Source organism: Gordonia sp. CNJ-863, assembly GCF_001942325.1.
Taxonomy (GTDB): Bacteria; Actinomycetota; Actinomycetes; order Mycobacteriales; family Mycobacteriaceae; genus Gordonia; species Gordonia alkanivorans.
The window spans coordinates 64,870-89,327 of the sequence record NZ_MKKG01000088.1 but is presented as its reverse complement, the minus strand read 5'-3'; the positions used below and the strand labels follow the sequence as shown (position 1 = coordinate 89,327).

General features: G+C 67.8%; 19 protein-coding genes, 4 pseudogenes and 2 riboswitches. Of the genes and pseudogenes, 10 read left to right on the top strand and 13 right to left on the bottom strand.

Annotated features, from left to right (window positions below):
- Window positions 1–48 precede the first annotated feature (48 nt).
- Complete coding sequence (locus tag BJF87_RS24190; protein WP_035752700.1) at window positions 49–996, top strand: NADP-dependent oxidoreductase; 948 nt, start codon at window positions 49–51, stop codon at window positions 994–996.
- A 317-nt stretch (window positions 997–1,313) separates the two neighbouring features.
- On the opposite strand, the gene BJF87_RS24185 is transcribed toward BJF87_RS24190, so the two are convergent.
- The 5 genes and pseudogenes from BJF87_RS24185 to BJF87_RS24165 all read right to left on the bottom strand — a co-directional run bounded on the left by BJF87_RS24185 (window position 1,314) and on the right by BJF87_RS24165 (window position 6,330).
- Window positions 1,314–2,438, bottom strand: coding sequence for a glycosyltransferase family 4 protein (locus BJF87_RS24185; protein ID WP_035752701.1), 1,125 nt, complete (start codon window positions 2,436–2,438; stop codon window positions 1,314–1,316).
- On the bottom strand, window positions 2,438–3,838 hold the full coding sequence (locus BJF87_RS24180; RefSeq protein ID WP_035752702.1) for a hypothetical protein: 1,401 nt from the start codon (window positions 3,836–3,838) through the stop codon (window positions 2,438–2,440). Before BJF87_RS24180 ends, BJF87_RS24185 begins: the two co-directional genes overlap by 1 nt.
- Before the next feature lie 9 nt (window positions 3,839–3,847).
- Window positions 3,848–4,896, bottom strand: a pseudogene (locus BJF87_RS24175) (NlpC/P60 family protein).
- A 167-nt stretch (window positions 4,897–5,063) separates the two neighbouring features.
- Window positions 5,064–5,744: a C40 family peptidase gene (locus tag BJF87_RS24170; RefSeq protein WP_006356842.1), complete on the bottom strand. Its 681-nt coding sequence runs from the start codon at window positions 5,742–5,744 to the stop codon at window positions 5,064–5,066.
- A 17-nt stretch (window positions 5,745–5,761) separates the two neighbouring features.
- Window positions 5,762–5,992: riboswitch (cyclic di-AMP (ydaO/yuaA leader) on the bottom strand.
- Between the two features lie 107 nt (window positions 5,993–6,099).
- Window positions 6,100–6,330 (bottom strand): hypothetical protein, encoded by a 231-nt coding sequence (locus BJF87_RS24165; RefSeq protein WP_231380869.1) that lies wholly within the window; start codon window positions 6,328–6,330, stop codon window positions 6,100–6,102.
- Between the two features lie 333 nt (window positions 6,331–6,663).
- Here BJF87_RS24165 and BJF87_RS24160 point away from each other — a divergent pair, with 333 nt between their 5' ends.
- Both BJF87_RS24160 and BJF87_RS24155 read left to right on the top strand, forming a co-directional pair.
- Window positions 6,664–8,529 (top strand): DEDD exonuclease domain-containing protein, encoded by a 1,866-nt coding sequence (locus BJF87_RS24160; RefSeq protein ID WP_075864058.1) that lies wholly within the window; start codon window positions 6,664–6,666, stop codon window positions 8,527–8,529.
- Window positions 8,526–8,804, top strand: coding sequence for an Lrp/AsnC family transcriptional regulator (locus tag BJF87_RS24155; protein ID WP_005200119.1), 279 nt, complete (start codon window positions 8,526–8,528; stop codon window positions 8,802–8,804). The genes BJF87_RS24160 and BJF87_RS24155 overlap by 4 nt, the downstream gene beginning before the upstream one ends.
- Here BJF87_RS24155 and trpD read toward each other — a convergent pair.
- Both trpD and BJF87_RS27050 read right to left on the bottom strand, forming a co-directional pair.
- Window positions 8,801–9,877: an anthranilate phosphoribosyltransferase gene (gene trpD, locus BJF87_RS24150; RefSeq protein ID WP_006356839.1), complete on the bottom strand. Its 1,077-nt coding sequence runs from the start codon at window positions 9,875–9,877 to the stop codon at window positions 8,801–8,803. The two genes, BJF87_RS24155 and trpD, sit on opposite strands and share 4 nt — an antisense overlap.
- Before the next feature lie 11 nt (window positions 9,878–9,888).
- A pseudogene (locus BJF87_RS27050) lies at window positions 9,889–10,361 on the bottom strand (hypothetical protein).
- Between the two features lie 168 nt (window positions 10,362–10,529).
- On the opposite strand from BJF87_RS27050, the gene BJF87_RS24140 reads away from it, so the two are divergent.
- The 5 genes and pseudogenes from BJF87_RS24140 (at window position 10,530) to BJF87_RS24120 (ending at window position 16,482) form a co-directional block, all read left to right on the top strand.
- Entirely contained in the window at window positions 10,530–11,141 is a 612-nt protein-coding gene (locus tag BJF87_RS24140; protein WP_075864057.1) for a heme-copper oxidase subunit III, read from the top strand.
- Between the two features lie 91 nt (window positions 11,142–11,232).
- Window positions 11,233–12,083, top strand: a pseudogene (locus BJF87_RS24135) (c-type cytochrome).
- Entirely contained in the window at window positions 12,080–13,237 is a 1,158-nt protein-coding gene (locus BJF87_RS24130) for a ubiquinol-cytochrome c reductase iron-sulfur subunit (protein WP_006356835.1), read from the top strand. The pseudogene BJF87_RS24135 and the gene BJF87_RS24130 overlap by 4 nt, the downstream one beginning before the upstream one ends.
- On the top strand, window positions 13,234–14,856 hold the full coding sequence (locus BJF87_RS24125; protein WP_006356834.1) for a cytochrome bc complex cytochrome b subunit: 1,623 nt from the start codon (window positions 13,234–13,236) through the stop codon (window positions 14,854–14,856). Before BJF87_RS24130 ends, BJF87_RS24125 begins: the two co-directional genes overlap by 4 nt.
- Window positions 14,857–14,991: 135 nt before the next feature.
- Complete coding sequence (locus tag BJF87_RS24120) at window positions 14,992–16,482, top strand: bifunctional phosphatase PAP2/diacylglycerol kinase family protein (protein WP_084813262.1); 1,491 nt, start codon at window positions 14,992–14,994, stop codon at window positions 16,480–16,482.
- Between the two features lie 91 nt (window positions 16,483–16,573).
- Here the strand turns inward: BJF87_RS24120 and BJF87_RS24115 are convergent, their stop codons facing one another.
- Window positions 16,574–16,990, bottom strand: a complete 417-nt coding sequence (locus BJF87_RS24115) for a cytochrome c oxidase subunit 4 (RefSeq protein ID WP_005200127.1) — start codon at window positions 16,988–16,990, stop codon at window positions 16,574–16,576.
- A 2-nt stretch (window positions 16,991–16,992) separates the two neighbouring features.
- Window positions 16,993–18,080, bottom strand: a pseudogene (locus BJF87_RS24110) (cytochrome c oxidase subunit II).
- Between the two features lie 332 nt (window positions 18,081–18,412).
- On the opposite strand from BJF87_RS24110, the gene asnB reads away from it, so the two are divergent.
- Window positions 18,413–20,338 (top strand): asparagine synthase (glutamine-hydrolyzing), encoded by a 1,926-nt coding sequence (gene asnB / locus BJF87_RS24105; RefSeq protein WP_075864056.1) that lies wholly within the window; start codon window positions 18,413–18,415, stop codon window positions 20,336–20,338.
- A gap of 36 nt (window positions 20,339–20,374) precedes the next feature.
- Here asnB and BJF87_RS24100 read toward each other — a convergent pair whose 3' ends face one another.
- The 4 genes from BJF87_RS24100 to BJF87_RS24085 form a co-directional block, all read right to left on the bottom strand.
- Window positions 20,375–20,689, bottom strand: a complete 315-nt coding sequence (locus BJF87_RS24100) for a multidrug efflux SMR transporter (RefSeq protein WP_035752779.1) — start codon at window positions 20,687–20,689, stop codon at window positions 20,375–20,377.
- Window positions 20,690–20,700: 11 nt separating this feature from the next.
- Window positions 20,701–20,768, bottom strand: a riboswitch (guanidine-III (ykkC-III) riboswitch).
- A 117-nt stretch (window positions 20,769–20,885) separates the two neighbouring features.
- Window positions 20,886–21,857 (bottom strand): carbohydrate kinase family protein, encoded by a 972-nt coding sequence (locus tag BJF87_RS24095; protein ID WP_187346541.1) that lies wholly within the window; start codon window positions 21,855–21,857, stop codon window positions 20,886–20,888.
- A 121-nt stretch (window positions 21,858–21,978) separates the two neighbouring features.
- A complete protein-coding gene (locus BJF87_RS24090; protein WP_006356828.1) occupies window positions 21,979–22,332 on the bottom strand; it encodes an iron-sulfur cluster assembly accessory protein in 354 nt (117 codons plus the stop codon).
- A gap of 220 nt (window positions 22,333–22,552) precedes the next feature.
- Window positions 22,553–23,623 (bottom strand): glycerate kinase, encoded by a 1,071-nt coding sequence (locus BJF87_RS24085; protein WP_006356827.1) that lies wholly within the window; start codon window positions 23,621–23,623, stop codon window positions 22,553–22,555.
- A 149-nt stretch (window positions 23,624–23,772) separates the two neighbouring features.
- Between BJF87_RS24085 and BJF87_RS24080 the strand changes: the two genes are divergently transcribed.
- Window positions 23,773–24,456: a DUF3043 domain-containing protein gene (locus BJF87_RS24080; RefSeq protein ID WP_006356826.1), complete on the top strand. Its 684-nt coding sequence runs from the start codon at window positions 23,773–23,775 to the stop codon at window positions 24,454–24,456.
- Window positions 24,457–24,458: the final 2 nt, after the last annotated feature.

Here is a 24,458-nt window from a genome sequence, read left to right as displayed (position 1 = left end):
GCGGTCGGGTCATGGAATCAATGCGTCCGGGCACCCGTTGGTGCCATCATGCGAGCTATCACCTACAGCCGCTTCGGCGGCCCCGATGTCCTGGAGATCACCGACCTCCCCACCCCCAAGGTCGGCCCCGACACCGTCCTGGTCCGAGTGCGCGCGTCGAGTGTGAACCCGGTGGACTGGAAGATCCGGCAAGGTCACCTCGCCGAGGTCCTGGACACCGTCTTCCCGGTGGTGCCAGGTTGGGATGTCGCGGGCGTCGTCGAACAGGTCGGCCTGGACACGCCCGAGTTCCGGGTCGGCGACGAGGTGTTCGGTTACGTCCGTAAGGACCTCGTCGGCGGCGAGGTCGCCGGGGGTACCTTCGCCGATCTGGTCTCCGCACCGGTCCGAACACTCGCCCACAAGCCGGCCGCCTGGTCGTTCGAGGAGGCCGCTGCCGTTCCGCTCGCCGGACTGACGGCGTACCAGACCATTCGACGGGCAGGCGTGACGTCGGGCCACACGGTGCTCGTACATGCCGCTGCGGGCGGCGTCGGATCGTTCGCGGTCCAGATCGCGCGGTCGCTGGGCGCGCGGGTCATCGGCACCGCTTCCGAGTCCAATCACGACTACCTACGGGGTCTCGGCGCCGAGCCCACCACCTACGGCGACGGCCTGGCCGACCGGGTGCGCGAGCTCGTGCCCGACGGCGTCGATGTCGTCCTCGACTATGTCGGTGGTGACGCACTCGACTCGGTGCCGGGCGTGCTGCGCGACGGCGGTACCGTCGCCTCCATCACCGATGCTCGGGCGCGTGACGAGTTCGGGGGCGAGTACGTCTGGGTCCGCCCCGACTCCGCGGATCTCGCCGCTCTGGCCCGGCTCGGCGACGCGGGCGAGCTCGAGCCGGAGATCGCCGAGGTCTTCGACCTGGCCGACGCTTCCGCCGCCCACGAGCGCAGCCAGTCCGGGCACGTGCGCGGGAAGATCGTCGTACAGGTGTCGACCGAGGCGTAATTCGGCGACGGACCGGCCTGGCCAGGCGTCGGCCCGCTGAAAAGCGCCCCTCGAATCCGCCCCGGCCCGAGAAGCGCCCCCGATTTCCGCCCCTCGAATCCGCCCCGGCCCGAGAAGCGCCCCTGATCTCCGCCCTCCAGCGCCGCACCGCGAGTGATATGCCGGCAGTGCTGTGGAGGGCACTTTTCGGGGGCGGTTCTCGACGCCGCGCGGAAACCGGGGGCGCTTTTCGGGGGCGGTTCTCGACGCGGGGCGGAAACCGGGGGCGCTTTTCAGGGGTGCATTTCAGCAGCCAAGAGGCCCAGGGGCTCAGTGCCTCAGAGCAACTGCCGCAACCGGGCGGCCATCTGACTCCACTGCCAGTTGTCGACGACGAAACGCCGTCCGGCAGCGCCCATCTCAGCCGCAGCGGCCCGGTCGCCCAGGATCGACAGGATCGCCAGGGCGACGGCGTCGACATCGGTGCCGTCCACCGTCGTGCCGGTGACCCCTTCGACGACCGTCTCCGGTGCTCCGCCGGACAGACCCGCAACCACCGGTACACCCGTGGCCGACGCCTCGAGGTAGACGATCCCGAGCCCTTCGACGTCGAGCCCTCCCCCGCGTGTGCGGGACGGCATCGCGAAGACGTCGGCGATGTTGTGGTACGCCGAGAGTTCTTCGGCCGGAACCGATCCCGTGAAGATCACCTGGTCCTCGACACCGGTCCGCGTCGCCAGTGCATGCAGCTTCTCCGCGTACGGCCCTCCGCCGACGATCACCAGGACGGCGTCGGGCATCGTTCGACGGATGAGCGGCAGCGCCCGGATCAGCACGTCCTGTCCCTTGCGCGGCACGAGGCGCGACAGGCACAGGATCGTCGGCCGGTCGCCCAACTCGTGGCGGTCCCGGAACTTCTGCCGCAGAACAGGATCGGGCGAGAACCGCGCGACGTCGACGCCGGGCGGCAGGTATTCCAGTGCCGCGTGCGCACCGAAGGCCGACGCGAATCGACCTCGGGTGTACCGGCTGACGAAGGTGATGACGTCGGTGTGGCGACCGATGTGGCCCAGGACCTGACGCGCAACGGGGAGCATCGACCAGCCGACCTCGTGACCGTGGGTGCTCGCGAGGATGCGTTGTGCCCCTGCACGGCGCATCGCAGGCGCGAGGACGGCGAGCGGCGCAGCCGCACCGAACCAGACGGTCGAGATCTGTTCGCGCCGAATGATTTCCGCCGCGCGCCGGGCGACGAACGGGGTCGGCAGCATCAGGGTCGTGCGATGGCGGTATACCCGGTAGGGCACCTCGGCGTCGAAGTCGATGTGCGATCGGCCGCGCCACCGCGGCGCGTACACGACGATGTCCTCCGGCGGGAGCAGATCGACCAGATTCTGCAGGTACGACTGGATCCCACCCGGTCGGGGCGGGAAGTCGTTGGTGATCAACAGGGTTCGTGCCATCAGCGGACCTGTCCCTCGAGCCATCGGCCCCACCCGGTCACCAGCTCGCCGCGGCTGACACCGAGCGCGGCCCGGATGGCCGCATCCTGGCGAGCCGGGTCGGCGGTCGCCGCGACCCCGAGATAGAACCGCTTCAGGCGCTCCTCCCCGTAACGATCGGCGACGTACGCGGCCATCGACCATGCGCTCTGGTAGGCGAGCTGCGAGGTCGGGCCGTCCATCGCGAAGGCAGCATCGTCCGGCAGCGCGGTGGGAGTGTTTCCCGCCCGGACCGTCTCGGTCAGGTCGGGCGCAGCGTCCGCGAGGCGGCGATATGTGCCCTTGCGGCCGACATATTCGGCCACTCCCTCGGTGATCCAGAGGGGGGCGTCGAGAGCCGTTTGCGCGCGGGCCGCAACATGCGTGAGTTCGTGACGCAACACGACGGCGAGCGTCGGCGGGGCCAGATCATCGGCGGCCGGGGTGAAGACCACGCGCTGGCCGATGGCGGTGCGCCGAGGGAAATCCACCCGGCTGTAGACGGTCGCCGCGGCCGCCGCACCTATCGCGCCGCCTTGCCCGACCAGGGCGGCGAACTCGTCCTGGTCGGAGGTGGTCACGAGCACGGCGCGCCGATCCCAGGACTCTCCCCAGAAAGCGGTCACCGCGTCGACGGCGTCGGGCAGCAGCTTGCGCAGGTTCGCCGAAGCCGGGCTGGTGCGGAGATAGCGGGCGATCACCGACGTCCCGCCGGCGGTGGCGGCGTCGGAGACAGACAGTCCGGGCAGTTCCCACAGCTGGGGCGGGGTCGGCTCCCCGCCGAGTGCCCCCGTGTCGCCGACGAGCTTCCACTCGTCGCCGTAGCGGGCGACCACGAACTGGGTCGTCACGACGACCTCGGGTTCGTCGACACCGGGTGCGCGTTCACCACCGAGGGCGTAGCGCAGCTCCACCGGCGCCACCCAGGCGTCCGAACTGCCGTTCGCGTCGAGAAGGCCTTGGACTTCGGCGGGTACCAGTGCCTCGGCCTCCTCCGTGGGGGCCAGCTGGTAGCGGAAACGGGCGAACTGCAACCGACCGTCGGAGTCTCCGCGGACAAACTGCCGGGGACGGAAGTTCTCCGCCGCGGTGACCCAGCGATTCTCGAACGCCGGGGTCGCCGCCTCGTCGAGCAGCGACCCGATCTTCTGCACCTCCCCGGAGGTGATCGTCGCGGTGAGGTCGTCCAGCAGGCGCGTCACGCCCTCGGCACGCTGTTGTTCGTAGGGATTGGCCGGGGTCGACGTCGTCGAGGGGCTGCCACGGGAGATCGACCCGTCGGCCGCGGACGGCTCCTGGCCGCCGCATCCGGTGGTCACACCGATGAGCAGCACGACCGCGGACGCGAGCGTCGGGCGCCAACGCCCGCGGAGTGAAACCACCAGTGGAGTCTAGAACCGACGGCCGGAGTTGAACGGACCGGCCTCGTCGAGCGGGACGACCTTGACCGGGACACCGAAGGTCGAGGCGTGGATGACGTATCCGTCACCGACGTACATCCCGACGTGGTGGGCGTCCGGGTAGTAGATGACCAGGTCGCCGGCCTTGAGGTCCTCGCGGGACACCGGCTGACCGCCGGCCAACTGCGCCTCACTCGACCGCGGGAGGGTCTTGCCGGCCTGCTTGTAGGCCCACACCATCAGACCCGAGCAGTCGAACGAGCTCGGGCCGGTCGCGCCCCACACGTAGGGATCGCCGATGCGCGTCAGCGCGGCTTGGACCGCGACGAGTGCGGCGGCGGTGCCCTTGGGGACGATCCGCGGGTCGAAGTCGAACTTCGGGCCGAGGAGGGCGGCGAGCTGCTTGCCGGTCATCGACTGGTAGATCGCGCGGATCTGGATCGCCTGCATCTGCAGGTCGGCCTGCTTGGTCTGGAGGTCTCCGCGGACCCGTTCGGCGCGCGAGACGGCCTCCGACGCCGCGAGTGCGGTCTGGTCGGCGTCCTTCTTGGCGGCCGCGGTGCGGGCACGGACCTTCTTGATGGCGGTCAGGTCGGAAGCGGCCTGCCGCGAGATCATGTCGAGTCCCGACATCTGGTCGAGCAGCGCCTGGGGCGAGTCGCTGACCATCACCGCGTAGAGACCGCTGACGCGGGCGCCTGGTAGCTGGCGCGCACGATGGCGTCGACCCTGGCCTGGTAGGAGGCGAGCTGCTCACGGCTGATGTCGAGTTTGCGCTGGGCGTCGGCCGCGGCCCGCTTGGCCTGCGCAACGACCGAGCGCTGCTTGTCGTACTCGATCTTGGCGTTGTGCATCGCCTCGGTGGTCTTCTCGGCCTCGGTGCCGAGCTGTTTGTATCGATCGAGAAGCTGGTCCGCCGATCGCGCGGGCGCGGCCTGGGCCTGCCCGACGCCGCCGGTCGTCAGCGGGACGACGGTCACGATCGCCGCCAGCAGACACAAGGCGAGCATCATCGGGCCCGATCGAGCGCGCAGACGCATCGCGTTCACTAGTCCCTCCCCGGAAAGCACGGTCCAGTCACTCCTCTACCGCTTCGTTCCTCCCCCGCGGACCACCCTAAGTTCCCCCGATGGCCCCCGAGACTGGATCGGGCGGATCGCACAAAGCTCGCGACCCGCCCTCTCCTGATGCTCTTGTTCAGTTGGTCTCAGTACCGCCGGATACCGGTGAGCTGCCATTCCTTGACCGCGTCACGCTTCACGGGCGTGCCGTAGGTCGAGGAGTGGACGAACTGTCCGTTTCCGACGTAGATGCCGGCATGGCCGCCACCGTTGAAGATCATCACGTCGCCCGGCTTGGCCTCGCTGTAGGAGACCGCGCGCCCGCCACCGAGCTGGCCGTAGCTGTCACGGGGGATGTTCTTGCCGGCCTGCTTGTAGGACCAGTAGACGAGACCCGAACAGTCGAAGGCGTTGGGGCCGGCCGAACCGTACGAGTACGGCGAGCCGATCTTGCTCTCCGCAGCCTTGACGGCCTTCTGGCCGGCGGTCAGCTGAGGCTGCCCGAGGGGGGCGCCACCATGCGGACGGAACTGCTGCGGGATCTGGTTCTGACCGATACCCGGGATGGTGAACTGGCCGACGTTGGGGATCTCGACCGTGGCAGCCGGCGACTTCGCGACGGGCTTGGGTGCCGGGGCCGCTTCCGGGGCCTTCTGCTCACCGGGCAGTGCCGGGATCTCGAAGGTACCGAGCGGGGTGTGGACCGGGGCTGCAAGAGCAGGGCCGGCCGCGGCAGCGAGCGAACCGAGCGTGATCGATCCAGCGATCACCGCCTTCTTGGCAACCGTGCTCCCACGATTGGGCTGTTCCAAACGATGTTTGGCCACGAAGCGAGTTCTCCTTCAGTTTCTCCCTGTACCGCCGACCGAGTTAGCTGTCGGGTTCGGGCCGGAAGAGTGGCCCTACGCGTTTTCGGCACAGCCGTATCCCAGAAGGACACGTTTGCGCGTTGACGCGATTCACCCCGATCGGGACAGTCTCAGCTGGTCGTGTCAGTACCGACATCCCTGGCCGCGCTGCCCGAAGTAAGTGGTTCCCCGGTTCGCCCGTGAGGGCGATTGAGCGGTGACTTGTGCGGACCACTTCTGTTGAAGCGGGACGCTCCGCAAAGGTCTCAGAAAGGTTACGAAATCGTCGGCGCTGTGTCCACTAGGCACCAGACACGCAGTTCGCCACCGCTTCTCAGCCCGCCCGGAGTTCGGTCGACGAGATGACGCGAAATGGCTTCTGACGTGCAGTTTTCTCGGTTCTTGCAGATCGTGCAGCGGCACTGGTGACCATTGCAGCCGACTGGAACACATCGATCGCGAGGTCCAGTTCCGCATCGTCGTCGAGGGCCTGCACCGTTACCGAAGCTCCACCTTCAACGGGTGCATCGTCCCAGTTCGGGCCACCGAAAAGCACGGTCATCATGCACCCGTCACAGGCGACGGGGCGGGCCGGGCAGGTTGCGCAGTCGACATGCATCGTGTGATCTCCATCTCATCTGGCCGTCGGAGGCGTTTGAACTCCGGATCGGGCGGGTCACGGCGGGCGATTTCGGCGCCGTCGGCGTCGATCTCTCACTTCGAGATGGAGACTAGGGACCACCACCGACAAACTCGCTCGCACAGTGTTCGACACATGCGTCACACGAGTAACAGGTGACATCGGCGTACGTCCCCGCCGCGGCCCCGGGACCGAAACGGAACGAACGATCGGGGTGTCACATCCGCCGTGTCGGTGCGTCGAACTAATGTTCGCCTCGTGACGCGCAGGGATGGTGGCGGTGCAGCCGCAGGACAGGTGATCTCGGGACAGCTGACCTTCGCGGATCTCGAGGCCGCCGACCAGGCCACCGGCGGCGACGCCATGTCGAGCGAGTTCAGCGATCGCGCTCTGTTCGACACCACGCTCGTCGTCGTCGACCTCGAGACCACCGGCTCGAATCCCGCAGGCGACCGCATCACCGAGATCGGCGCGGTGAAGATCCGCGGCGGCGAGGTGATCGGCGAGTTCGCCACCCTCGTCGATCCCGGCCGGCCCATCCCTCCGCAGATCGTCACGCTCACGGGGATCACGACGGCGATGGTCACCGACGCCCCCCGGATCGAATCTGTGCTGCCCTCGTTCCTCGAGTTCGCCCGCGGCGCGATCCTGGTCGCCCACAACGCGCGCTTCGACATGGGGTTCCTGCGGCAGAACGCCCTCCGGCTCCACCTGGACTGGCCGTTCAGCCTCAGCCTCTGCACCGTGACGATGGCCCGTCGCATCCTGCCCCGCGACGAGGCGCCCACGGTCAAGCTGAGCGCCCTCGCCGAACTCTTCGACGTCTCGGTCCGTCCGACCCACCGGGCCCTGGACGACGCCCGCGCCACCGTCGAGGTCTTCCACCGTCTCCTCGAACGCGTCGGGAATCAGGGCATCTCGACGGTCGGGGAACTCACCTCATATCTGCCGCGCACCGATCCGCGCCTGCGGGCCAAACGTCAGATGGCCGACCGTGTGCCCGCGCGGCCGGGCGTCTATCTCTTCCGCGGACCGTCGAACGAGGTCCTCTATGTCGGCACCGCGGTGGACCTCCGACGCCGCGTCCGTTCCTATTTCTCCGGCAGCGATCCCCGACGCCGCATCACCGAGATGGTCCTGCTGGCCGAGCGCGTCGACGTCGTCGAGTGTTCTCACGCGCTCGAGGCGGCCGTCCGCGAGCTGCGATTGCTCGCTGCCCACGCGCCGGCCTACAACCGGCGTTCGACGCAGCCCCACAAGGGATGGTGGGTGACGCTCACCGAGGAGCGCTTCCCGCGCCTCAAGGTGAGCCGCACGCCCACCGACGAATCCATCGGTCCGGTGGGCAACCGCAACAACGCGGCGACAGTGGCCGACGTGATCGCCGCGGCCGCCGGACTGCGCACGTGCACCAAGCGCCTCGGCGCCACCGGGTACCACTGGTGCCCCACTCCCGATGGCGTCCGTCAGCCCGGGGGATGCCATGCCGCCGCGGCGCAACCCCAGACCGTCCCGGATTACCTGCCGCGCGTGACCGCGGCCCGCCGGCTGATGCGCGGCGAGACCGACGACCTCCTCGACGAGCTGACCGCGCGCCTCGCCGAACTCTCCGAGGCGCAGATGTTCGAGACCGCCGCCCGCCATCGCGACCGGCTCGCGCTGACCATCGACGCCCTGGCGCGGTGTCAGCGGCTGGCCGCACTGTGCGCGATCGCCGAAATCGTCGTCGCCCGTCCCGATGAGGAGCGCGGCTGGCATTTCGCCGTCGTCCGTCACGGACGGCTCGCGGCGGCCGGGCGTGCACGGCGGGGCGTCTCCCCCATGCCGGTCGTCGACGCTCTCGTCGCCGCCGCCGAGACGGTCATCCCCGAGCCCGGGCCGCTGCGCGGAGCCCCGGCCGAGGAGGTCGCACTGATCTATCGGTGGATGACCGAACCCGGGGCCCGCATCGTGTCCACCACTGATCCCGTGGCACTCCCGGCGGGTTGCGCCGAACGCCGGCGCGGCTGGTCACAATCCGCGCGAGACGCCCGCTCCGACGCCCGCGCCGTTGTGCACCGGACACCACGGGCGGCGCAGCGCTCGCCGATCCGCGAGCTCGTGGCCACTAGGCTTGCGCCATGATCACTGCCATCGTCCTCATCCAGGCCGACATCCACCAGATCCCGGAGACCGCTCAGGCCGTGGCCGACATCGCCGGCGTCGAAGAGGTGTACTCCTGCGCGGGCGACGTCGACCTCATCGCGAAGATCCGCGTCCGCGATCACGAGCACATCGCATCCGTGGTGACCGGGCAGATCAACCGACTGCCCGGAGTGCTCAAGTCCGCCACCCACATCGCGTTCCGCAGCTACTCCAGCTCGGACGTGGAGGGTGGCTTCTCGATCGGCGAGAACTAACCGCGGGCGGCCGCCCCCAGCTGAGTGCTGAGCGCGGCCCATCGGTCGAGCAGCGCCGCCGCCGCACCCGAGTCGATGGCGTCGGCGGCGCGATCCTTGGCGGCGCCGAGCGCCTCGGTCAGCTCGACCGAGGTCATCGGGCCCTGCTGTTCGAACGCCACGATCGCGCCGGCGGAGTTCAGCAACACCGCGTCGCGTACGGGACCTGTTGTCCCCGAGAACAATTCGCGCGCGATAGCAGCGTTCGCGACCGCATCGCCGCCCTGCAGCGCGGACAGCTCCACGCGAGCGATGCCGAGATCGGCCGGGTCGATGCTGAGCTGGGACACCTGGCCGCCGACGACCTGCCACACCGTCGAGGTGGTGGTCGTGGTGAGTTCGTCGAGGCCGTCGTCGCCGCGCACCACCAGAGCCGAGCCGCCGCGATCGGCGAACGCGCTGGCGAGAACCGGGGCGAGGTCGGCGAAGGCGCAGCCGATGAGGCCGGAGGTGGGCCGGGCCGGATTCGTCAGCGGTCCGAGCACGTTGAACACGGTCGGGATGCCGATCTCCTTGCGCGGCGGCCCCGTGAACCGGAAGGCCGGGTGGAACACCGGCGCGAAGCAGAACCCGATGCCCAGTTCCTCCACACACTGCGCGACCGCGTCGGCCGACAGGGTGATGTCCACCCCGAGCGCCTCGAGTACGTCGGCACCGCCGCTCTTCGACGACGCCGCGCGGTTCCCGTGCTTCACGACCGGGACTCCGGCGGCCGCGATCACGATCGAGGTCATCGTGGAGATGTTGACGGTGTGCGACCGGTCGCCGCCGGTGCCGACCACGTCGACCGCCGGACGGCTCACCTCGACGAGCGTCGCATGGTCGAGCATCGCCTGCGCCAGCCCGACGAGTTCGCCGGGCGCCGCGCCCTTCATCTTCACGCCGACACCGAAGGCGGCGATCTGGGCGCCGCTGGCGCTGTCGGTCATGATCTCGTTCATCGCCCACCCCGCCTCTTCGGCGGACAGGTCGATGCGATCGGTGATCTTGCCGAGGATCTGCGGCCAGGTGAAGGCAGACTGTGCGGTACTCACAGGCAGAGAGCCTAGTGCCCCGCCCCGCCCGGCGGACGCTGCAGTACGGACCATCGTCGTGCGATTCCGCCGTGGCGGGAGCCTGGGACAGATGCATGGCGTCGAGCAACTGGACCCGCGCCAAGACGAGAACCTCGAGCCGATCGTCGACGGTCTGCGGCCGCGGCCCCCAACGCTCGTCGTCGACCACCTCGTACCCGTCGAGAGCGGCCACCGCGGCGGCGTCGGCGAGCCGATCCGCGGGCACCTCCAGATCGTGGCGGAGGATGACCTCTTCCTCGGCCCGCCACGACGACGCGTCGAGGGCCGTCGACGAGGCGATCGCGTCGTCGTCCGAGCCGGCGACGACCACCACGTCGTCGGCGAGCCCGAGCGGGCCGGTGCCGCCACCGCCCCGCAGCCGGGATCGCAGGCGCGCCAGGCGACCCCGGGCGACGACCCGCCCGTTGAGGTCGCGGGGACCGGAGGAATCCGAACTCGACATGAACTCACCGTAGCCACCGCGTCATGGACGGGAACAGAGCGTCGGAGAGGGTGTGCGGACACGCCGGAGACGACATGACATGGCCCCCGACCTGCAGCGGAATAAAAAGGCGAACCCAATATCCGACCCGGGTGGCCACCGCTTACTACGAACCGTCATACTTCACATGTGACAAGCGCTGTAGGTACCTCAGGGACTGCGATAACCTCGCGCGTGCACTCGCTGAACCGGCCCAACATGGTCAGCGTCGGCACGATCGTCTGGCTGTCCAGTGAGCTCATGTTCTTCGCTGGCCTCTTCGCGATGTACTTCGTCGCCCGGGCCAACTCCGCCGTCGGGTGGCCGCCGCCACCGACCGAGTTGAATCTCGCCCTCGCCATCCCGGTGACGACGGTGCTGATCCTCTCGTCGGTGACCTGCCAGATGGGCGTCTTCGCCGCTGAGCGCGGTGACGTCTTCGGCCTCCGCCGCTGGTACGTGATCACCCTCATCATGGGCACGATCTTCGTCCTCGGTCAGGCGTACGAGTACACCGTGCTCGTCGGCCACGGCACGACCCTGGCCTCGGATGCGTACGGCTCGGTCTTCTACATGACGACAGGCTTCCACGGCCTCCACGTCATTGGCGGACTGATCGCCTTCGTCTACCTGCTCATCCGCACCAAGCTCTCGAAGTTCACCCCGGCGCAGGCAACCGCCGCAATCGTTGTCTCCTACTACTGGCACTTCGTCGACATCGTCTGGATCGGACTGTTCGTCACGATCTACTTCATCCGATGACCCCGTCGACCCCGCGCGACGCGCGATCCGCCACCTCAGAGCGCAGCTCGCTCTAGATCTCCACTCCGTCCCGCTTAGTAGAGAGTCACAGATGAGTTCATCTCCACCGCGACCGTCGGACAGCGGCACCGACACCCGCCGCGCCAAGGCCCGACGCAAGCTCCGTCGCCGCGCAAGCGGTACCATCGTGCTGCTGGCCGGTCTGGTCATGGCCGGTGTGCTCGCCTCGGTTCTCACCCCCGACCCCCAGGTCGCGGTGGCCGACGAGAGCAACGCCGCGATGATCAACGACGGCCGCAAGCTCTACGAGACCTCGTGCATCACCTGTCACGGCGCCAACCTCCAAGGTGTCGTCGATCGTGGTCCCGCACTGCTCGGCGTCGGCGATGCCGCCGTGTACTTCCAGGTGTCGACCGGCCGTATGCCGGCCGCGCGTGGTGAGGCACAGGCGCAGCGCAAGCCGCCAAGTTCACCACCGAACAGATCGACCAGCTCGGCGCCTTCATCCAGGCCGAGGGCGGCGGACCGCAGGTCCCGCGTGACGCCAACGGCGAGGTCGCCTCGAGTTCACTCCGCGGCGACAGCATCGGTCGAGGCAGTGAGCTGTTCCGCCTCAACTGCGCGTCCTGCCACAACTTCACCGGTCGTGGCGGCGCCCTGTCCTCGGGTAAGTACGCACCCGTGCTCGACGGAGTCGACGAGGCGCAGATCTACACCGCGATGCTGACCGGCCCGCAGAACATGCCCAAGTTCTCGAACCGGCAGCTGAATCCGGAGGAAAAGAAAGACATCATCGCCTACGTCAAGTACGTGACCGAGGCCCAGCCCAGCGGCGGACTCGGACTGGGCGGCTTCGGGCCGGTCAGCGAGGGCATGGTGATGTGGTTTGTCGGCGTCATCGCCATCGTCGCAGGCGCCATGTGGATGGGATCTCGAGCATGAGCGGCAGTGACAAGGACGTCCCGTCGAGGGACGAACTGGAGCAGATGAGCACCGAGGAGCTCGTCAAACTCGGTACCAATCTCGACGGTGTCGAGATCATCCATCGGGCCGAGCGGTACCCCGAGCCGGGTACGAAGGTCGAGAAGCGCGCCGAGCGCCAGGTCGCGATCTGGTTCACGATCGCCGGCATCTCCGCCCTCGCCTGCCTGGGCATCTTCCTGTTCAACCATTGGGAATTCGCCCTTCCGGACGACCCGAACTACTGGTGGTACACGTTCAACACGCCGCTTCTCGGCGCGACGTTCGGTCTCTCGGTGCTCGCCATCGGCATCGCGATGATCCTGATCACCAAGAAGTTCATCCCGTCGGAGATCTCCGTCCAGGACCGCCACGACGGCGGTTCGGCCGAGATCGACAAGAAGACGATCGTCGGACTCCTGCAGGACACCGGCACCACCTCGACCCTGGGTCGTCGCAAGATGCTCATCGGTTCGGCCGGTTTCGGTCTGGGCGCCTTCGCGCTGACCGGTCTCGTCGCCTTCCTCGGTGGCTTCATCAAGAACCCGTGGGCCGAGCGGGAGAACTCTCCCCTGTGGCACTCGGGCTGGTCGCCGATCTACAACTCGAAGGCCGACCCCAACGAGACGATCTACCTGCGTCGCGACACGGGCAATCCGTACCAGGTCGCCCTGGTCCGTCCCGAGGATCTCGACGCCGGCGGCATGGAGACCGTCTTCCCGTGGCGTCGTTCCAACGGGTTCGGCGAGACCGAGCACTCCCGTCACGCGCTGATGGAGAGCCTGCACGAGGTCCGCAACCCCGTCATGCTCATCCGCCTGCGTCCCGAGGACGCGGCCCGCGCCATCAAGCGCCAGGGTCAGGAGAGCTTCAACTACGGTGACTACTTCGCCTTCACCAAGGTCTGCAGCCACCTCGGTTGCCCCGCCTCGCTGTACGAGCAGCGGAGCAATCGCATCCTGTGTCCCTGCCACCAGTCGCAGTTCGACGCGCTCGAGTACGCCAAGCCGATCTTCGGACCGGCTGCCCGCGCTCTCGCACAGCTGCCGATCACGGTGAACAACGAGGGTTACCTCGTTGCGGCAGGCGACTTCATCGAGCCCGTCGGACCGGCATTCTGGGAGCGTAAGTCATGACCATCGCAGACCGTCTCGGCACACAAGCCGAGGAAGTGGACTCGCGGTATCACCTCGCCGCGGGTATGCGTCGCCAGATCAACAAGGTGTTCCCCACCCATTGGTCGTTCATGCTGGGTGAGATCGCGCTCTACAGCTTCATCATCCTGCTGATCTCGGGTGTCTATCTCTCGCTGTTCTTCGATCCGTCGATGACGCAGGTCGTCTACGACGGCGCGTACCAGCCGCTCAACGGCGTCATGATGACCAAGGCGTACGAGACCACCCTGGACCTCTCCTTCGAGGTTCGCGGTGGCCTGTTCGTCCGCCAGATCCACCACTGGGCAGCACTGCTGTTCGCCGCGTCGATCATCATCCACATGGCGCGCATCTTCTTCACCGGTGCGTTCCGCCGGCCGCGTGAGGCCAACTGGATCATCGGCTGCCTGCTGCTGATCCTGGCCATGTTCGAGGGCTTCTTCGGCTACTCGCTCCCCGACGACCTGCTCTCGGGCACCGGCGTCCGCGCCGCGATGAGCGGCATCGTCCTCGGCATCCCGGTCGTCGGTACCTGGATTCACTGGGCGCTGTTCGGCGGGGACTTCCCCGGCGACATCATCATCCCGCGCCTGTACGTGCTGCACATCCTGCTCTTCCCGGGCATCATCCTGGCTCTGATCGGCGCTCACCTGGCGCTCGTCTGGTACCAGAAGCACACGCAGTTCCCCGGCCCCGGCCGCACCGAGAAGAACGTCGTCGGTGTCCGGATCATGCCGGTGTTCGCGGCCAAGGCCGGCGCGATGTTCGCCTTCGTCACCGGTGTGCTGGCCATCATGGCCGGCATATTCCAGATCAACCCGGTCTGGAACATCGGCCCGTACAACCCGGCACAGGTGTCAGCAGGCTCGCAGCCGGACATCTACATGCAATGGACCGACGGTTTGATCCGTCTGTTCCCGGCATGGGAGCTGTACCTCGGCAACTACACCGTGGTGATGTCGAACTGGGTCGTCCTGATCATGACCATCATGTTCGGTCTGATGTTCGCCTACCCGTGGATCGAGAAGAGGCTCACCGGCGACGACGCTCACCACAACCTGCTGCAGCGTCCGCGTGACACCCCGGTGCGTACCGCGATCGGTGCGATGGCGTTCTCGTTCTACATCCTGCTGACGCTGGCGTGCATGAACGACATCATCGCGTTCAAGTTCCACATCTCGCTCAACGCGACGACGTGGATCGGTCGAATCGGTCTGATCATCCTGCCGCCGCTGGTGTACTTCATCGCATACCGCTGGGCGATCTCGCTGCAGCGCAGCGACCGCGAGGTCCTGGCACACGGCATCGAGACCGGCATCATCAAGCGCCTGCCGCAGGGTGAGTACATCGAGCTGCACCAGCCGCTCGGCCCGGTCGACAGCCACGGTCACCCGATCCCGCTCCCCTACGAGGGTGCCGCACTGCCGAAGCGGATGAACAAGCTCGGCTCCGCGGGTGCCCCGGGTACGGGTTCGATCCTGACCGCCGACCCGCCGGAGGAGCAGTTGCGCCACGTCGAGGTCGAGCACGAGCTCGAGGCTGCGGAGCGCAAGGCTCTTCGCGATCTCCAGGCCAAGGGTGGCAATCCCTTCGACGAGTAGTAACCACACGAGACAGCGGGCCGTCGCGCACCATCAGGTGCACGGCGGCCCGCTGTTTTGTCCCGCTCCCCTCCCCCACCATGCCGGGCCCGTCGGCTCCGACGGACACGGCGCGGATGTGGCACGGTGGACACCATGCGCCGGTTACGACATCGTGGTTCCGGCCTGTCCCAGATCACCCGCGGGATGGGCACTCTCGACGCCGAGATCTACGACACGATCGCCCGGTCGCCGAGCCCGCTGCTGGACAAGACGATGCCGGTGCTGACCCATGCTGCCGACCACTCGAAACTCTGGATGGCGATCGCAGCCGGTCTGGCCGTCTCCGGCCGGCCGTCACTCCAGCGGGGAGCCGCCCGAGGAGTGGCCTCGCTGGCCGTCACCAGTCTCGTGACCAATCAGGGCGCCAAGCGGATTCGACGCCGTGCACGTCCTTCTCCGGGGCTCATTCCGGTCCCTCGTCGCGGACGTCGGCAACCGACGTCGAGCTCGTTTCCCTCCGGACACTCCGCCAGCGCCGCAGCCTTCGCGGTGGGGGTGGCTGTCGAGAGTCCGCCCGCAGGTCTGCTGCTGTCGGCGCTGGCCGGCCTCGTCGGACTCTCCCGCGTCGCGACCGGCGCCCACTACCCAGGTGATGTCGTGGTCGGGCTCGGAATCGGTGCCACGGTCGCGACACTGGGAACCCGGGTCGTACCCCCGATCACCCGCCCGTCGATATCTCTCGCCGACCCGACGGTCGTCGAGGCGGAGCCGCGCCCGGACGGCGCCGGTCTCGTCGTGGTCGTGAACCCTGCCTCGTCGGACGGACGGGGTCGTCGGGTTCTGGATGACATCCGGGACGCCCTTCCCGCGGTCGAGATCGTCGAGCTCGGCGAAGATGACGACGTCGCAACGGTATTCGCCGAAGCCGCGGCGCACGCGTCGATCCTCGGCGTCGCCGGCGGAGACGGCACGGTCGCCTGTGCGGCGCGCGCGGCCATCGACGCGGACCTGCCGCTCGCGGTGTTCCCGGCCGGTACCTTCAACCACTTCGCGCGCGACATCGGTTGTGGCACGGTCGAGGACACCGTCGGTGCCATCGCCACCGGTTCGGTGTCCCGGGTCGACGCGGTGTGGCTCAACGACTCCCGGCTGATCCTGAACACGGCGAGCATCGGCGCGTACCCGCATTTCGTGCGAATCAGGGAGCGTCTCCGGCATCGCATCAGCCGTCCGCTCGCCACCGCCACCGCGATCTTCCGGGTGATCCGCCAGGACGCCCACGTCTGCATCGAGGTCGACGGACGGATCCTCGACGTCTCCCTGTTCCTGATCGGCAACTCGATCTACCAGCCCACGGGATTCCTCCCCACGCGGCGCCTACGGCTCGACGACGGCCTGCTCGACGTCCGGATCCTGGAGACCGGTCACCGCTGGGCGACTCTGCGGCTCTTGGGATCTCTCGCTGCCGGCCGTCTCGAGCGCTCCCGGCTGTACCACGAGATGCAGGTCCCCGAATTCCGGTTCACCGCCGTCGGCGGCCCGGTGGCCGTGTCCCACGACGGTGAGGTCGAGGACAGCTTCACCGACGCCCACTTTCGTGTGGACTACCGCAGACTCAAGGTGTACGGTCCCGTGCGCCGATGATCCGACGGTCCCCCAAAGCCGCTGACACAGACAAAAAGACGACGCCCCACCCCGGAGGTGGGGCGTCGTCTGTACTGGTTCTTGCGAGCGCTCAGTGCTTCTCGGGACCGACGTGGTACTCGAAGACGAGACCGGCGGCAGCACCCATGATCGCCACGGCCGCGAAGATCGCGAGCCACCAGTTGCCGGAGGCGAATCCGACGGCGAAGGTGGAGGCGCCGAGGGCGATCAGGATGGGCCACCAGGAATGCGGGCTGAAGAAGCCCAGCTCGCCGGCGCCGTCCTCGATCTCGGCATCTTCGTAGTCCTCGGGGCGGATCTCGACGCGCCGCGACACGAACCGGAAGAACGTGCCGGCGATGAGCGTCAGGCCCGCGGCGAAGAACAGGCCGACGACGCCGACCCACTCGATGCCCTTGCTGGTGAACGCGGTGAAGAGGGTGTACGCGACACCGGTCAGCGCGAAGAAGGCTGTCAACATCTCGAAGAGTCGGGCTTCGATCTTCATCGTCAGCTCTCCTTCTTGGTGCAGTTGGCGAGGGTCGGGTCATCCGGGTTGCCGGATGCGGTCACCGAACCGTCGGACTTGCGGCGGCTGTCGAAGGGAACCGTGGTGACGGCTTCCGGAGCCTGGCAGATCGACGCGAGCGCTCGGCGTTGGTGGCCTCGGGGTTCGACTGACGGAAACGGATGTAGCTGTCGAAGTCCTCGGGAGAGACCGCGCGGACCTCGAAGTTCATCATCGAGTGGTAGGTGCCGCACATCTCGGCGCAGCGACCGACGAATGCTCCGGTCCGGTCGATCGAGCCGATCTGGAAGATCGGGTCGGTCGAGTTCTCCTTCGGGAACGGCATCACGTCGCGCTTGTACAGGAACTCCGGTACCCAGAACGAGTGGACGACGTCGGCCGAGGCGATGTTGAACTCGATGCGCTTGCCGGTCGGAAGCACCAGGACGGGGATCTCCGTCGACGATCCGAGGGTCTCGATCTTGTCGAACTTCAGGTAGTCGCGGATGTCGTCGTCACGGCCGCCGGCGGGGCCGGGCAGCTCGCCACCGTGCTCACCCTCGACCTCGGGCTCGGCGACGGCCTTGCCGGCCTGCTCCTGGACCTGGAACGGGTTACCCGCGGCCTCGAAGCCGTCGTAGGTCGATCCGTCGCTGAAGATGACCTTGTTGTAACCGAACTTCCAGTTCCACTGGAACGCCGTGACATCGACCACGACCTTGGAGTCGTCGTTCTTGCCCTCGACGTCGTTCTGCACGATCACGGTGAAGTAGAACAGCACCGCGATGATGACGAACGGGATGGCCGTATAGGTGAGCTCCAACGGGACGTTGTACGCCGTCTGACGCGGGAAGACGCCCTTCTTGGCGTCGTTCGCACGATGGAACGTGATCGTCCAGAAGATCAGGGCCCAGACCAGAATGCCCATCACGAGTGCGGCGATGACGGACCAGGTCCAGAGATCGACCATCTTCTTACCCTGGGGCGTGACGCCCTCGGGCCAACCGAAACGCATCGCCTCATTGGCGTCACATCCCGACATCAGCAGTGCGCCGAGTCCGAGAGCGACGACGATTCCCAGTCGCTTCATCGTCTGCGACGCGGATGAGACACGCCGCGCTCGGGGCCGTCCACCGTGTGCCAATTTCACGCCTTCCTGCTCGCTCACCGGCGCCCTCGCGCCGCAGTGAGTGCATGCCACATGACCTGCAAGGGCAAGTACCCGCCGTGGACACACGACGAGAGCCTTGCACCTAGTACTACGCAGCGTAGACCAACCGGGAGAAGCTTTCGTGATTGGGGTTTGATCCGGTCGTGTCCGAGCCCTCCAGGTCGGAATCCCGCTGGTGGCTCAGGCATACTCGGACGCGACCCGACGCCCGTCGGGACCTGTGCGCGCGACGAGATTGGGGAGAAGCCAACGTGTGTGGTCTGCTCGGCCTTCTGACTTCCGACCGGACGGCCGCCGAGGTCGTCGACGCGGTGGCGGTGGCCTCGCACTGCATGCGGCATCGCGGCCCCGACGAGCCCGGCACCTGGCACGACGAGAACATCGTCTTCGGCTTCAACCGCCTGTCGATCATCGACATCGAGCACTCCCACCAGCCGCTGCGCTGGGGCCCGCCGGAGAACCCGAACCGGTACGCCCTGGTCTTCAACGGCGAGATCTACAACTACCTGGAGATCCGCGCCGAGCTCACCAAGGACGAGGGTGCGATCTTCCGCACCGAGGGCGACGGCGAAGCCATCGTCGCAGCTTTTCACCACTGGGGTCCCGACGCCGTGCGCCGTCTCCGCGGCATGTTCGCGTTCGCCATCTGGGATACCGAGAATCGCTCGCTGTTCCTCGCGCGTGATCCGTTCGGCATCAAGCCGCTGTTCGTCGCGTCGGGTCCGGGCGGACTCGTCTTCGGCAGCGAGAAGAAGTCACTCCTCGAGCTCATCGAACGCGTGGGCCTGTCGAAGGACCTGGACCCGCGGGCCGTCGAGCACTACACCGTGCTGCAGTACGTCCCCGAACCCGAGACCATTCACGCGTCGATCCGCCGGCTCGAGTCGGGTTGCCACGCGACCGCCTCCCCCGGCAGCCCGCTGTCGATCCGCCGCTACTTCACGCCGCAGTTCGGCGTGAAGCCGTTCACCGACGCCACGCGTCAGAAGCGCTACGACGAGATCGCCGACGTCCTGGCGGACTCGGTCGCCAAGCACATGCGTGCCGATGTGACCGTCGGCTCGTTTCTGTCTGGCGGTATCGACTCGACGGCCATCGCCGCGCTGGCGATCCGCCACAACCCCGACCTGATCACCTTCACCACCGGCTTCGAGCGCGAGGGCTATTCGGAGGTCGACGTCGCCGCCGAGTCGGCGGAGGCGATCGGCGCGAAGCACGTGGTGAAGGTCGTCGGACCGTCGGAGTTCATCGAGGCGCTGCCCTCGATCGTGTGGTACCTCGACGACCCGGTCGCCGACCCCGCCCTGGTCCCGCTCTACTTCGTCGCGGCCGAGGCACGCAAGCACGTCAAGGTCGTGCTGTCGGGTGAGGGCGCCGACGAACTGTTCGGCGGCTACACCATCTACAAGGAACCGCTCTCCCTCGCGGCGTTCGACCGTCTCCCCCGCCCGCTGCGCCGGGCGGCCGGCAAGATCTCCGACCGCATCCCGGAGGGCACCCGCGGCAAGAGCCTGCTGCACCGCGGTTCGCTCACCCTCGAGGAGCGCTACTACGGCAACGCCCGCAGCTTCGACGATGCGCGGCTCCGCGCGGTGCTGCGCGACTACCGCCCCGATTGGACCCACACCGACGTCACCGCCCCGATCTACGCGATGAGCGAGGGCTGGGACCCGGTGGCCCGCATGCAGCACCTCGATCTCTTCACGTGGCTGCGCGGCGACATCCTGGTGAAGGCCGACAAGATCACGATGGCCAACTCCCTCGAGCTCCGCGTTCCGTTCCTCGACCCCGAGGTCTTCGCGGTCGCCGAGCGCCTCCCCCACGACGAGAAGATCGCGCACGGCACCACCAAGTACGCCCTGCGCAAGGCGCTCGAGCAGATCGTCCCGGCGCACGTCTTGCACCGCAAGAAGCTCGGCTTCCCGGTCCCGATCCGCCATTGGCTCGCCGGCACCGAGATGTACGACTGGGCCCACGACACGATCGTCAAGAGCCAGACCGACCACATCTTCGACAAGAACGCGGTCATCGCGATGCTCAACGAGCACCGGGAAGGCGTGGTGGACAACAGCCGTCGTCTGTGGACGGTGCTGATCTTCATGATCTGGCACGGGATCTTCGTCGAGGGCACGATCGTGCCGGACATCGTCGACCACACGTACCCGGTCCGCCTCTAGTACCGCGCCTCGCCGAGAAGCGCCCCGGAGAACGCGTCAGTGGGCCAGTTTGAGGCCGACCACGCCACCGACGATCATCACCAGGCACAGCGCCTGAATCAGCGAAACGGGTTGCTCACCGGTCAACATCGCGTAGACGACGGTCAGCACCGCGCCGATGCCGACCCAGACCGCGTAGGCGGTACCCACCGGCAGGTCGCGCATCGCGTATGCCAGACCGGCCATGCTGATGGCGAGTGCCACGAAGAAGACCACGGACGGCGCGAGCTTGGTGAATCCCTCGGACTTGCCGAGCGCGGTGGCCCAGACGGCCTCGAAGACACCGGACAGCACCAGGATCAACCATGACATGACAGCCTCCCTGCGGGCCGTCTTGTCGCACACCGGGTACAGCACCCCTCGTCCGGGAGTCCAGTAGAACGGACTCTGCCTCCACGTTGGCACACCGTCGATCACGACGGCAATGTCAGACCGGTCACCGCCGGCGGAAACGACGAAAACGGGTGGCACAGGCCGAAGCCCGCGCCACCCGTTCCGAAAGAGGTTCTCAGAAGGCGGCTTTGATCTCCGCCGCGGCCTCGGCACCGTATGCACCCTCGATACGGGCGAGTGCGGACTCGATGTCCCAGGACCAGTCCTGCGTCGACACCGTCTCGAGCACCAGCACGGCGACCATCGAGCCGACCTGAGCGGCGCGCTCGAAGCCGAGCCCCTTGGACAGCGCGGACAGGAAGCCGGCGCGGAACCCGTCGCCGACGCCCGTCGGGTCGACCTTCTCGGTCTCCGGGACCACCCCGACGTGGATGCTCGTACCGTCGCGCTCGACGATCTCGACGCCGTCCTTGCCGAGGGTGGTGACGCGCACGCCGACCATCTCGGCGACCTGCGTCTCGGACAGGCCGGTCTTCTGGCGCAGCAGGCCCCACTCGTACTCGTTGGTGAACAGGTAGTCGGCACCTTCGATGAGCGTCCGGGCCTGTTCGCCGTCGAGGCGGGCGAGCTGCTGGCTGGGATCGGCGGCGAACGGGATACCGGCGGCACGGCAGGCCTCGGTGTGGCTGAGCATGCCCGCCGGGTCGTCGGCGCCGATCAGCACGAGTTCCGGCGTCCCGGTCTCGGCGATGACGTCGGCCAGCGAGATGTCGCGACTCTCACTCATGGCGCCCGCGTAGAACGTGGCGAGCTGCGCCATCGTCTCGTCGGTGGTGCACATGAAGCGAGCGGTGTGATGGGTCTCGGAGACCCGGACGCCACGGCAGTCGACGCCGTTGGACTCGAGCCACTTGCGGTAGTCGTGGAAGTCCGAGCCGACCGCGCCGACGAGCACGGGGTTACCGCCGAGCTGGCCCATGGCGTAGCAGATGTTGCCCCCGACGCCGCCGCGCCGGACGACGAGGTCCTCCACGAGGAAGCTGAGAGAGATGTGCTCGAGGTGATCGCCGAGCAGCTGCTCGGAGAACTTTCCGGGGAACTTCATCAGATGGTCGGTTGCGATGGAGCCGCATACAACGATTGCCACTGGCGTTCTCAGCCCTTCGGTTGGTTGGTCGGACAGCTGTCCACGCTACCCACTCCCCCGACACACGACACCGGCCGCATCCCGAATCGGGATACGGCCGGTGTCGGAAGACGTGTTCGACTCAGTTGAACGAGTCACCGCAGGCGCAGCTGCCGGTGGCGTTCGGGTTGTCGATGGTGAAGCCCTGCTTCTCGATGGTGTCGACGAAGTCGATGGTGGCGCCCTGGACGTAGGGAGCACTCATGCGGTCGACGGCCAGCGTGACGCCGCCGAAGTCCGAGGTGATGTCGCCGTCGAGGGTGCGATCGTCGAAGAAGAGCTGGTAGCGCAGACCAGCGCATCCACCCGGCTGCACGGCGATGCGCAGCGCGAGGTCGTCGCGACCTTCCTGCTCGAGCAGTGCCTTGGCCTTGGCGGCGGCTGCGTCGCTCAGGATGATGCCGGTGGCAGTGCTCGTTTCGTTCTGCACGGTCATTGATGCTCCTGTAGTGGTGTGGTCCCGGTGTGACGTGGTCCGATCACGTCGCGGAGCCCTCTGCCCGCGCATGATCGGGAAACACCCCGCTCGCCGGGAGGTCGACCGGTTGTGCCCGTGCGTACAACCGTACTCCTTCCAGGACTATTCCCGCCTATTCGGACCTGGTTTCCATGCGGCTCGTCGCACGCTCGTCGCCTGCCCGACCGGCAGGAGAAAATCACCTTGCGAAAGAGCCGGCAACCGCCTCCGCAAGCTTCACGAGCTGGTTCTCGGCGTCGCTCATCGCGACCTCGACCGAACCGGCGACGTCGACGATGGCGTGCGCACCCGCGATCCCGGCCTCCTCGACCTCGGCCGGGGACAGCGCGACCTGTCCCGCGAGTACCAGGGTCCGCGCGCCGGCACCCCCTGCGCCCGATGTCGACGCGGCGTGGTGCAGGGCCGATACGACCTTCCCGCGGAGTGTCTGGGCGTCGAACTTGCCCTCGCCGGTGATGACGAGGTCGGCGGCCGCGACGTCGTCGGTCAGGTCGGTGGCGTCGGCGACGACGGTCGCCCCGGACACGCGACCACCGCCCAGGGCGAGAAGCGCGGCGCCGAGCCCGCCCGCGGCACCCGCACCGGCGTCGGCGGTGATGTCCCGTCCGGCGAGCTCGTTCAGTGTGACCGACCACTCGGTGAGCCGCTTCTCGAGGAGTTCGACGGTCTCGGGGTCGGCGCCCTTCTGCGGCCCGAACACCGTGGCCGCACCCAGCGCACCGAGCAGCGGATTCTCCACATCCGAGGCCACGACGATCTCGACCCCGGTGAGTCGCTCGCGCGCCGCTTCCGGGCCGCCGAGGGCGTCGACGAGTCCCGCGCCGCCGTCGGTGGTGGAGCTGCCGCCGAGTCCGACGACGAGGCGTCGTGCGCCGCGCGCCAGGGCCGCCGCGACGAGTTCGCCGACACCGTGTGTGGTGGCGGCGACCGCGGTCCGCGGGGTCGGCCGGCCGCCCAGTTGATGAAGACCGCAGGCCTGGGCGCATTCGACGTATGCGGTCGACGACGCGGCGTCGAAGAGCCAGCGCGCGGTGACGCCCGCGCCGAGCGGACCGTGCACGTCCTCGGTGACGAGGGTGCCGAATCGCGAGGCCAGGACGTCGACGAACCCCGGACCGCCGTCGGATTGCGGTGCGCGGACGAGGGAGTCGTCGGGCCGGGCGGCCGCCCAGCCGCGGGAGATGGCGTTCGCGGCCACGACGGCGGACATGGTGTCGCCGAAGGAGTCCGGCGCGATCAGGATGCGCAAACGCCGACTTCCGTCCCGGGTCATGAGCACGAAGTATAGGAGCGCCGTGGCCACCCGGCAGGGTGACCGATTCGGGCGCCCGCGAGGGTCCACCGAAAAGCGACGACCACGCGTTTCGACCGCGACCACGATCACCTACCCTCGTAGGCGTGAAGCTGCCATGGAAGAAGGACGAGACGTCGGAGGAATCCGGCGAGAGCACGGTGACCACGTACGCCGCCGACGACGCGGCCACCGAGGACTCCGCGCCGGCCAAGGGCAGCAAGACCACCCCCGGAAAGGGCCGCCCGACCCCCAAGCGTCGTGAGGCCGAGAAGCGCCGTGGGCCCGTCGCGCCGCCCCCGACCACCCGGTCCGAGGCCCGCGCGCGCAAGAAGGAACTGAAGAACACGCTCTCCAAGGACGAGAAGAAGCAGCTCGCCGCGGAGCGCCGCGCCAAGCGCCTCGAGCAGCGCGAGCGGATGATGGAGGGCGACGAGGCCTACCTCATGCCTCGCGACAAGGGCCCGGTCCGTCGTTACACCCGCGACATCGTCGACGCGCGCCGCAACTTCGCAGGCCTGTTCATGCCGTTCGCGATCCTGCTGATCGTGCTGATGTTCATGGTTCCGCAGGCAGCCGCGCTCACCAACCTGATCCTCGTCGCCTTCGTCGTCCTGATGGCCGTCGACGGCTTCATCCTGGGCCGTCTGGTGAATCGCCGTGTGGCCGAACGCTATCCCGACTCGCAGGACGGCGGTTTCAAGCTCGGCTGGTACGCGTTCACCCGTGCGATGCAGCTCCGGAAGATGCGTGCGCCCAAGCCCTCGGTGTCGCGCGGCGACGAAGTCTGATC